We start from the raw sequence: 10,437 nt of genomic DNA, 5'->3' as shown, positions 1-10,437 counted from the left end.
CTACTCGACGCTCGCTCGCAGGAAGCCTTGCTCTGTGCGAAAGCGAAGCGACAGCAACAGATGTTTTTTGTGCGAAAGCGAAGCGACAGCAACAATACGAGGTTGGTCACGGAAGCGTTATTACAAGACGTGATGCTCTTAGCCTTCGTTCCTCTGCCGGCTTGCTTCATGGTCTTTCTGTAACACTGACCCCAAGGAGTCGCCCAGTCTCCACTCAACTTATTTACATAGCATACGTTTTAACATATGTCATCCACAACTTTTGGTAATGAGCCATTACGCGGAGTAATAGGCGTTTTTTTACGGCTATAGTATAATTATCTTAAAGGAATGTTGCGGAATTGAACGGGGGCTTGTATATGTTAGTAGATTTTAGAGTGAAAAATTGCTTGAGTTATAACGATGAAACGCTATTTTCGATGGTGGCGGGAAGCCGCATTCGAAAATTAAAGGACACACATACGATAAAATGTGAATCGTTTCGCCTTGTAAAAAGTGCCTTTATTTTCGGACCAAATGGAAGTGGAAAATCAAACTTATTCACTGCTATTAAAGTGTTGCGTTCTTTGTTGTTTAACTTTGAAAATCTTAATAATGTCAAACAACTGCGCTTACCCTATCAACCGTTTAAGCTAGGAAGTCAGCAAGGGCAACCAACAGAATTTATGATTTCATTATTACTCGATGGGGTACTGTATGATTATGAGGTACAGTATAATGCATCGCAGGTACTTTATGAATGCCTAACTAAAACGACAAAGTCCGTGAAAGAACAGCTCTTTATCAGACAGTGGGATGGGACAGAATATTTGTATAAAACTGCCCAAAATACAGCACTAGAACTGACAAAATATACGCGTAATAATACAGCTTTCTTATCAGTATTAAATGTCTTTAATGACCCAGATGCTACGAAAATATTTGATTGGTTTTTACATAAAATCCTATTTTTAGATGAGGCAAATCGGTTATCAAGTCATCCGCTTATTCGTAAACTTGAAGAGGAGCCATTTAAGAAAGCGGTTATTAAGTTACTAAAGATTGCGGATTTTTCTATTCAAGATGTGACGGCAAGACGCGTTGAGCGAAGAGAGAAAAATACCATTGGCTATGAATTTGACACACCAGAGGTTATACAAGAGGTGGATATTGATTTGCACTATTTATCGTTCAATGAAGCAGGTGCACCGATAGGCACAGAGACGATCAATTGGACGATGGATTCAAAGGGGACAGTCCGTATGTTACATTTAGCATGTGTTATGGTAGATGCATACAATAAAGGAAAGACCATTTTTATAGATGAATTTGATACGGCATTTCATGTGTCTATCTGCGAATTTTTAATGGCCGTTATGAACAGCAAACGTAACGCTACGAATCAATTTGTTGTTACAAGTCATGAAATTGATTTATTAGATCAGCCACTACGTTCCGATCAAATATGGTTTGTGAATAAAAGCTTTAAAAATGAATCCGAGTTATACTCCTTATTTGATTTTACAGATTTGCAGAAGAAACGTGGAGATATTTCCTATGCCAAGCGTTACTTAAAGGGCGAATTCGGGGCAACACCGGTTATTAATGAATATTTATCAGATCAATATTTAACTTCTTTCAGCGGGTATCCAAACACCCGCTGAAATAGAGGAACTCAGTCTAAGAGCGCCACGTCCTGTGGCAATTTATCTGTGCGAAAGCGTAGCGTCAGCAACACATGACTGAGTGACCAACATCATGTTACTGACGCTACGTTAGCACTGCGCTTTCGTACAGAAAACATTTGTTGGCCTAAAGCCTCTGGCGGATGTCACGGAATTGGAAAGGAGTGCTTTGTGCAAGCACAAAGCCGATTCCGGACGCAATTATGCCGAGGCATAATTGATAGGGAAGTGGAGGTATCTGAGCAATGAGAGTACGTCAACAAGGTAACCGAACACTGCGTAAAACAATTTTAATTTATTGTGAAGGTGAAACCGAGCGCATTTATTTTGAACAAATGCGTATTTTAAAGCGCTCAAAAATGGTAAGTGTCAAAATAAAAAACGTTAAGCGTTCAGCTATTAAGCTAGCCCAGCATGCATATCGAGATTCAAGCTATCAATATTTTGATGAGGTTTGGATTGTTTTTGATAAGGATGATTTAACCGAAAGGCAATTAGAGGAAGTTAATGACTTTTGTGAGGAGCAAAATATTCATATTGCCTACACAAATGAAGCGTTTGAATTATGGCTGCTGTTGCATTTTGAAGAGGTCGATATTTCGGAAAAGTATCCTCGTGCTGTCTTAAATGACAAGATGGAGCAGCATCTTGGGATTTCACGCTATTTTCGTCATAAAGCGGATGAGTCAGTCATTGCACCTATCGCACTTCGACATGAGGTCGCTATTAAAAATTGCACGGAAATGATGGCACTTCGCAAGACAGAAAGCCGTGACAACCCTTATTGCAACATACATGAAATGATACAATACATATTTTAACTTCTTTCAGCGGATATATGGACACCCGTTGAAAGAAAGGAACTCAGTCTAAGAACGCCACGTCCTGTGGGAATTTATCTGTGCGAAAGTCACGTTAGCACTGCGCTTTCGCACAAAAAACATGTGGTACTCATCGGCCCCCTAGACAGCCATAATGGGAACGGAAATCAACCACACGGTATGGTAATGAGCCAAAAATATGACAATTAATCTGTACATTTGACACACCTTAAAGCTATAAAAGAAACGTGTAAATTGTATTCGTCATTCTTTACGATTAGCTAGATTGCCTTTTCAATCTAAACCCATTACAATAAAGTTAAGTTAATAAAAGGTTTGAGAGATTGAGAGACCATTAAAAACATATGTACATTTTGTACATGTGCTTTTAATGGTCTCTTTTTTCGTTCTCAATTAAGGAGGGAATTCAGTATGAGCACAGCTTCAGCAATACAACGTCAACAAACGATTGAAGATTTACAAAGTAAAGAATACGATTTATTGGTTATTGGTGGGGGTATTACAGGTTGCGGTATTGCGCTGGATGCCATTGCCCGCGGGTTATCTGTAGCGTTAGTTGAAATGCAAGACTTTGCTGCTGGTACTTCTAGTCGTTCGACAAAATTAGTCCATGGTGGGCTCCGTTATTTAAAACAATTTGAAATAAAAGAGGTTGCGGATTTAGGAAAAGAGCGTGCGATTGTTTATGAAAATGGACCACATGTGACAACTCCTGTTTGGATGCTACTCCCATTCCATAAAGGTGGTACATTCGGCAAATTCTCAACGAATATTGGCTTACGTGTATATGATTTTTTAGCAGGTGTTAAACGTTCTGAGCGTCGATACATGTTAAATGCTGTAAAAACAATTGAAAAAGAACCTTTAGTCAAAGCTGAGGACTTACGTGGTGGTGGTGTATATGTAGAATATCGTACAGATGATGCCCGTCTTACAGTTGAAGTTGCCAAAGCTGCTATCGAAAAAGGCGCTACACTTATTAACTATACAAAGGCAGAAAGCTTTTTATATAACGACCAAGAGAAAATTAATGGCATCACAGCACAAGATTTGATTGCCCAAAACACGATTAATATTCGTGCTAAAAAAGTTGTGAATGCTGCTGGTCCATGGGTAGACGATGTTCGTGAGATCGAAGGGAAAGAAAATGGTAAGCATTTAATTTTATCAAAAGGTGTGCACATCGTTTTTGATGAATCCAAATTTCCATTACATCAAGCTGTCTATTTTGATACACCTGATGGCCGCATGGTATTTGCGATTCCTCGAGATGGAAAGACATATGTTGGAACGACAGATACATTTTATAAAGGTGATGCATGTGAAATGAATATTCATCAAGAAGATCGTGATTATATGATGAAGGCAATTCATTACATGTTTCCAAAAGTTAATGTCACTGATGAAGATATCGAATCAAGCTGGGCAGGTGTTCGTCCATTAATTCATGAGGAAGGTAAAAATCCATCTGAAATTTCTCGTAAGGACGAAATATGGGAATCTCCTTCAGGTCTTGTGACGATTGCTGGAGGTAAATTAACAGGTTATCGTAAAATGGCTGAAACAGTTTTAAATATGATTGCGCAAGAGTTAGAACAACAATTTGGTGTTACATCTAAACCATGTCATACAAAGCATATTCATATTTCTGGTGGAGATGTTGGTGGCTCCAAAAACTTCCATGCATTCGCATCTAAACGAACAAAAATGGGCGTCGCCATCGGATTATCTGAAGAGGAAGCACAACATTTAGCACATCATTACGGTGCTAATGTAGACACTGTTTTTGAATTTGCAAAAGAGAAGCATGCGGTTTTACCACAGGGGCTATATGCTCAGTTACTGTACGGTATTCATCATGAAATGGTTGTTCATCCAAACGATTTTTTGATTCGTCGCACAGCATATATGTTCTTTAATATCGCCCTTGTGAAACTGTATAAAGATACGGTTTTAGATGAAATGGCAAAACAATTATACTGGTCTACTGAGCAACGTACACAATATGAAAAAGATTTAAATACAGAAATAACACGAGCAACTACCGCATTATAATAAAAATGAGGAGCTGTCCTAAAAGTAAGAATATATAGGTAAAAGCGCGCGTAGACTTTAGCGAATTGCTTTTTCGACGAAGCATGGGCTGAGACGTGGCGTAGAAGATTCCTTTGCGACAAAGCGTAAGTGAACCACGAGCGTAGAAGCACCGCGATACGGCTCATGCCTTGTTCGAGAAAAGCGAAGCGGATACATTATGCCTGATTTCTTATGAAGAACTTTTTGACAGCTCGATTTTTAAATAAAGGGGTAATCTTATGAATTTCAATAATCAACAAATTATTCCCGCTGCACGTACAGTAAAGCAATTTGATGATGTTTTAAAAAGTCGATTCGAATACATTGTTCTACTAGAAGTGCATATTAGTTTACTCAAGTCAATAAAGCGTGAGGTAGATCGTAACGGTAAAAAATTAATTATTCATGCAGACTTAATTCATGGCTTAAAAACGGATAATTTCGCAGCTGATTTTTTATGCAATGATATCCGTCCAGCAGGTATTATTTCTACTCGATCAAATATGTTAATAAAAGCAAAATCTCGTGGGATTATCGCTATTCAGCGTGTCTTTTTAATTGATACGATTGCGCTTGAAAAAAGTTTTTCAATGATTGAATCAGCGAAGCCTGATTATATTGAATTATTACCAGGTATAATTCCTTCAATGATTTCAGAAGTACACCAGCGTACAAAAATCCCTGTAATTACAGGAGGCCTAGTCCGCACAGGTGAAAGTATAGAGGAAGCACTATCAGCTGGGGCAGTGGCCATCACAACATCTAATGAAGAATTGTGGGAAAATTTCAAAAAATAGGTTGACTATATATATTGTTTTCTCTACAATGTGGGTAAGTTCAAAAGCGCGTGGTTAGGAAAAGGAACCCACATTTATTCATCTGCATTTCAGTGTGCAGTTTGTTTAAGTGTGGGTTTATTTTTTTTGCTAGGCGTACTATAACAAAGGGGGCTTCTTGTATGTCTACATTTACAGCTGAAATTGTTGGCACGATGATTCTTATTTTATTCGGTGGTGGCGTTGTTGCTGGAGTATCATTGCACAAATCGAAAGGCTTTGGCGGTGGATGGGTGGTGATTACATTCGCTTGGGGTCTAGGTGTGGCGATGGCTGCATATACTGTTGGTGGTATTAGTGGTGCTCATTTAAACCCTGCTTTAACAATCGCACTTGCTACAATTGGTAATTTCCCATGGGAAGACGTCCCTACTTACATTGTTGCACAATTGATTGGTGCATTTTTAGGTGCGGTACTCGTTTATTTTATGTATTTACCACATTGGAAAGGCACGAAAAATCCAGATGCAAAACTGGGCGTATTTTCTACAATTCCTGCTATTAAACATCCATTATCAAATTTAATTTCAGAAATGATTGGTACATTTATACTTGTTTTAGGTATTCTAGCATTAGGAACAAATACAATTACTGATGGCTTAAATCCATTTCTAGTTGGTTTGCTAATTGTAGTCATCGGGATGGCATTAGGGGGGCCTACTGGTTATGCAATTAACCCTGCACGTGATTTAGGTCCACGTATTGCTCACTTTTTCTTACCAATACCAGGGAAACGTGACTCGGGGTGGTCATATGCATGGGTTCCAATTGTTGGTCCAATTATCGGTGGTACATTCGGTGCCCTATTTTTTCAACAAATTTTTGAGGGGAAAAATAGTATTGCATTTTGGTTGCTTGCTATTATCGTAGTTATTATTTTTATCAGTGCTCAAATGACAGTCAAAAATGTTAAAAGTGAAGCGTAATTAAAAAATTAGTAATTAAAAAAATATTTGGAGGTTTGTCCGATGTCAGAAAAAAAATATATTTTAGCTTTAGACCAAGGTACAACAAGCTCACGTGCTATTTTGTTTGATGAAAAAGGGAGCATTCTCCATAGTGCACAACAAGAATTCCAACAATATTTCCCACAATCTGGATGGGTTGAACATAACGCAGAAGAAATTTGGTCGTCCATTCTGTCTTGTATCGCTACAGCGCTTTCTGCAAAAAATATTGATTCAAATCAAATTGCTGGGATCGGTATTACAAACCAACGCGAAACAACAGTTGTTTGGGATAAAAATACAGGGAAGCCAATCTATAATGCGATTGTATGGCAATCACGCCAGACGAACGCTATTTGTGAAGAATTGAAAGCAAATGGTTACAATGATTTATTCCGTGATAAAACAGGTTTATTAATCGACGCATATTTCTCAGGCACAAAAGTAAAATGGATTTTAGACAATGTTGAAGGTGCTCGAGAAAAAGCAGAAGCAGGGGATTTACTATTCGGCACAATTGATACATGGTTAATATGGAAGTTGACTGGTGGTAAAGTACATGTAACGGATTATTCAAATGCTTCTCGTACATTAATGTATAACATTTATGATTTAAAATGGGATGAGGAATTATTAAATATTTTAGGCGTTCCTGCTTCTATGCTTCCAGAGGTTCGCCCTTCTTCAGAAGTATATGGTTATACAGAAGAAGCTCTATTCTTCGGCTCTGCTGTTCCGATTGCTGGTGCTGCGGGCGATCAACAAGCTGCTCTATTTGGTCAGGCTTGCTTTGAAGAAGGCATGGTCAAAAACACTTATGGTACAGGCTGCTTTATGTTGATGAACACTGGTGAAAAGGCAGTAAAATCAGAGAATGGCTTATTAACTACGCTAGCTTGGGGCTTAAATGGTAAGGTAACTTATGCTTTAGAAGGAAGTATTTTCGTAGCTGGGTCTGCTATTCAATGGTTACGTGATGGCTTACGAATGTTCCGCTCTGCTGCTGATTCTGAGCAATATGCTGAACGTGTGGAGTCGACGGATGGCGTTTATGTAGTTCCTGCATTCGTTGGTCTAGGAACACCTTATTGGGATTCTGATGTACGAGGTGCTGTTTTTGGTTTAACTCGTGGTACATCTAAAGAACATTTTGTACGTGCAACATTAGAATCATTAGCTTATCAAACAAAAGACGTACTTAGCGCAATGGAAGCAGATGCAAATATTCCATTAACAAAATTACGTGTAGATGGCGGCGCTGTTGCAAACAATTTCTTAATGCAATTCCAAGCAGACTTATTAAATGTTCCCGTTGATCGTCCGGTTATTAACGAAACAACTGCTTTAGGTGCTGCCTATTTAGCAGGTATAGCAGTTGGCTTCTGGAAATCAACAAATGAAATTAGTGAGTATTGGAATTTAGAGCAACAATTCACACCTGATATGGATGACTCACTTCGCGAAGAAATTTATGCAGGCTGGAAAAAAGCTGTGACAGCTGCTCAAGCGTTTAAATAATTAGATTAATAGGTTGGATTTAAAAAGATAGTTGTAGTGATAAGAAAAACCTTGATAGGCTAATTTGAAGCGAATCCCAGATTGTTAGACAAACAATTTAACTTTTGGGGTTACTTCATTTTCCAATCAAGGTTTTATTTGTTAATAAGAAATTATTCTATAACCACTTCGATAGTAACTTTAAGTCACTGTTTAGCGGACTTTTTTGAAACCTCCACTATTCGACCGTGCCCTTAGTGCCGAGTCGTATTTCTTCAATAGCAACGATCTTGAAGCATGTTTATTCCAAAAAAACATATAGTGTATATTGAGAATTATGAGTACTGGAATGAAAGGGGATTGCGTGGATAATTCTAAGTCGAATCAGCGCAAAAATTTAGATGAGAATGCAAAGGATCAGCAGCTGGAGCCATTTCGTGTCGATAATGATGGAAAAAAGATGACAACGAATCAGGGGCTGAAAGTTTCGAATGATGAGGATTCGTTGAAGGCTGGCATTCGTGGGCCAACTATTATGGAGGATTTTCATTTTCGAGAAAAAATAACACATTTTGACCATGAACGTATTCCAGAGCGTGTTGTACATGCAAGGGGCTTTGCGGCACATGGAGAATTTGAGTTGTATGAGTCGATGGGGGAATATACTAAAGCGAAATTTTTACAGGACCCTAGTAAGAAAACACCTGTATTTGTCAGATTTTCAACCGTAGTTGGAAGCTTAGGATCGATGGATACTGCACGTGATGTTCGTGGCTTTGCGACGAAGTTTTACACAGATGAAGGTAATTATGATTTAGTCGGCAATAATATACCTGTCTTTTTTATTCAAGATGCCATTAAGTTTCCTGATTTAATTCATGCAGTAAAACCGGAGCCTCACAATGAAATGCCACAAGCAGCCTCAGCGCACGATACGTTTTGGGATTTTGTGGCGAACAATCAGGAAATTGCGCATATGATTATGTGGCATATGTCTGATCGGGCAATACCTAGAAGTTTTCGAATGATGGAAGGCTTCGGTGTTCATGCTTTTCGTTTCGTCAATGATAAAGGAAAGTCGAGATTTGTGAAGTTTCATTGGAAGCCTGTGTTAGGTGTTCATTCACTCGTTTGGGATGAAGCGCAAATTATTGCTGGAAAAGATCCGGATTTTCAACGACGTGATTTATGGGAATCAATTGAGATTGGTGATTATCCAGAATATGAGCTTGGTATACAGATGCTTGAGCCAGAGGACGAATTTAAATTTGATTTTGATATATTGGATGCAACAAAGCTTTGGCCTGAGGAGATCGTGCCAGTTAAAAAGATTGGAAAAATGACCTTGAATCGCAATGTTGATAATGTTTTTGCTGAAACAGAGCAAGTCGCCTTTCATCCCGGAAATGTTGTGCCAGGCATAGATTTTACAAATGATCCACTTTTACAGGGCCGACTATTTTCTTATTTAGATACACAGCTAATACGTCTAGGTGGACCTAACTTTGCAGAAATACCCATTAACCGACCTGTTTGTCCAATTCATAACAATCAGCGCAATGGGTTTAGTCGACAAACTATTAATGTAGGAAGAGTAAGCTATCATAAAAATTCCTTGGCAAATAATACACCGTCAACATCTACTGCAAAAGAAGGTGGCTATGTCCACTATGAAGAAAAGGTTGAAGGACGGATTACACGAGCAAGAAGTAAATCCTTTGATAATCATTTTTCACAGGCAAGGCTATTTTGGAATAGCATGTCACCTCCTGAAAAACAGCATATTATAGATGCCTTTAGCTTTGAGGTAGGAAAGGTAAAAAGTAAGTCAGTTCGCCAACAGGTTGTCGATATGTTCGTCCGTGTGGATAAAGCAATGGCAACGACTGTGGCTGATAATATTGGTGTTAATCGTCCAAAAGGAGAGCAAATAAATGTCACTTTATCATCACCTGCACTAAGCCAAGCTAATACAATAAAAATGCCACAAACACTTAAGGTAGGTGTGCTAATAGGTGATGGGTTTGACGCAAATGAAGTTGGCGAAGTGCTGAAATATTTAACAAGACAAGGTGTACGATACAGTATTATTTCCGACAGATTAGGGGTTGTGACTAGCAGCGATGGCGTACAGTTAACAGCAAGTGACACATTTATTACTACTGATGCGGTACTATTTGATTCATTATATGTTGTAGGTGTAAAAGCAAACAACCAGGCAAAGTTTAATTCGCAAATTGTAAATTATATGAATGAAGCGTATAGACATTATAAACCGATAGGCATTTCCAAATCTGGAATTATATTTTTTAATATGTCTAACGTCAATGTAGGGCCAGGAATTGTGTTGGCAACTGGCGACGAAGGTTTCGCTAAAAAATTTGTAGCTGCCATTGCCCAGCAACGCTTTTGGGAGAGGAATATTTACTAACTTTACGTTGTTTCTACGAGGAACAGAATATTTGCTTGCCGAGGAATACCCGCGGAAGCGAAGCGAATACCCGCGGAAGAGGAGCGAATCATAGCTGTCAACTTTAGATTTAAAAACATCTATTTGATATTTTTTTAAGAGGAA

Annotated in this window: 8 protein-coding genes; all 8 read left to right on the top strand. The window is 38.6% G+C overall.

The annotated features are described in order from the left end of the window. The coding region (locus QRN68_RS14435) for a hypothetical protein (RefSeq protein WP_285397592.1) at window positions 1-269 on the top strand (269 nt) is incomplete at its 5' end. Window positions 270-359: 90 nt separating this feature from the next. Further along, window positions 360-1,643: an AAA family ATPase gene (locus QRN68_RS14430; RefSeq protein ID WP_285397591.1), complete on the top strand. Its 1,284-nt coding sequence runs from the start codon at window positions 360-362 to the stop codon at window positions 1,641-1,643. A 266-nt stretch (window positions 1,644-1,909) separates the two neighbouring features. Next, window positions 1,910-2,485: an RloB family protein gene (locus tag QRN68_RS14425; RefSeq protein WP_285397590.1), complete on the top strand. Its 576-nt coding sequence runs from the start codon at window positions 1,910-1,912 to the stop codon at window positions 2,483-2,485. Between the two features lie 432 nt (window positions 2,486-2,917). Continuing rightward, window positions 2,918-4,561 carry a glycerol-3-phosphate dehydrogenase/oxidase gene (locus QRN68_RS14420; RefSeq protein ID WP_285397589.1) on the top strand — a complete coding sequence of 548 codons (1,644 nt, stop codon included), beginning with the start codon at window positions 2,918-2,920 and terminating at the stop codon, window positions 4,559-4,561. A gap of 260 nt (window positions 4,562-4,821) precedes the next feature. Beyond that, window positions 4,822-5,379, top strand: a complete 558-nt coding sequence (locus QRN68_RS14415) for a glycerol-3-phosphate responsive antiterminator (protein WP_285397588.1) — start codon at window positions 4,822-4,824, stop codon at window positions 5,377-5,379. Between the two features lie 161 nt (window positions 5,380-5,540). Then, a complete protein-coding gene (locus QRN68_RS14410; protein ID WP_285397587.1) occupies window positions 5,541-6,344 on the top strand; it encodes an MIP/aquaporin family protein in 804 nt (267 codons plus the stop codon). A gap of 42 nt (window positions 6,345-6,386) precedes the next feature. After that, on the top strand, window positions 6,387-7,883 hold the full coding sequence (gene glpK, locus QRN68_RS14405; RefSeq protein WP_285397586.1) for a glycerol kinase GlpK: 1,497 nt from the start codon (window positions 6,387-6,389) through the stop codon (window positions 7,881-7,883). Window positions 7,884-8,211: 328 nt separating this feature from the next. Further along, window positions 8,212-10,293 carry a catalase gene (locus QRN68_RS14400; RefSeq protein WP_285397593.1) on the top strand — a complete coding sequence of 694 codons (2,082 nt, stop codon included), beginning with the start codon at window positions 8,212-8,214 and terminating at the stop codon, window positions 10,291-10,293. The last annotated feature ends 144 nt before the right edge of the window (window positions 10,294-10,437 follow it).

Source organism: Lysinibacillus sp. fls2-241-R2A-57, assembly GCF_030209535.1.
Lineage (GTDB): Bacteria > Bacillota > Bacilli > Bacillales_A > Planococcaceae > Lysinibacillus.
This window is presented reverse-complemented; position numbering and strand designations above follow the sequence as displayed.

Bases quoted from the DNA above. Each gene is read 5' to 3' on its own strand.
- QRN68_RS14430 (WP_285397591.1), top strand. From the start codon at position 360: ATGTTAGTAGATTTTAGAGTGAAAAATTGCTTGAGTTATAACGATGAA.
- QRN68_RS14425 (WP_285397590.1), top strand. From the start codon at position 1,910: ATGAGAGTACGTCAACAAGGTAACCGAACACTGCGTAAAACAATTTTA.
- QRN68_RS14420 (WP_285397589.1), top strand. From the start codon at position 2,918: ATGAGCACAGCTTCAGCAATACAACGTCAACAAACGATTGAAGATTTA.
- QRN68_RS14415 (WP_285397588.1), top strand. From the start codon at position 4,822: ATGAATTTCAATAATCAACAAATTATTCCCGCTGCACGTACAGTAAAG.
- QRN68_RS14410 (WP_285397587.1), top strand. From the start codon at position 5,541: ATGTCTACATTTACAGCTGAAATTGTTGGCACGATGATTCTTATTTTA.
- glpK (WP_285397586.1), top strand. From the start codon at position 6,387: ATGTCAGAAAAAAAATATATTTTAGCTTTAGACCAAGGTACAACAAGC.
- QRN68_RS14400 (WP_285397593.1), top strand. From the start codon at position 8,212: ATGAAAGGGGATTGCGTGGATAATTCTAAGTCGAATCAGCGCAAAAAT.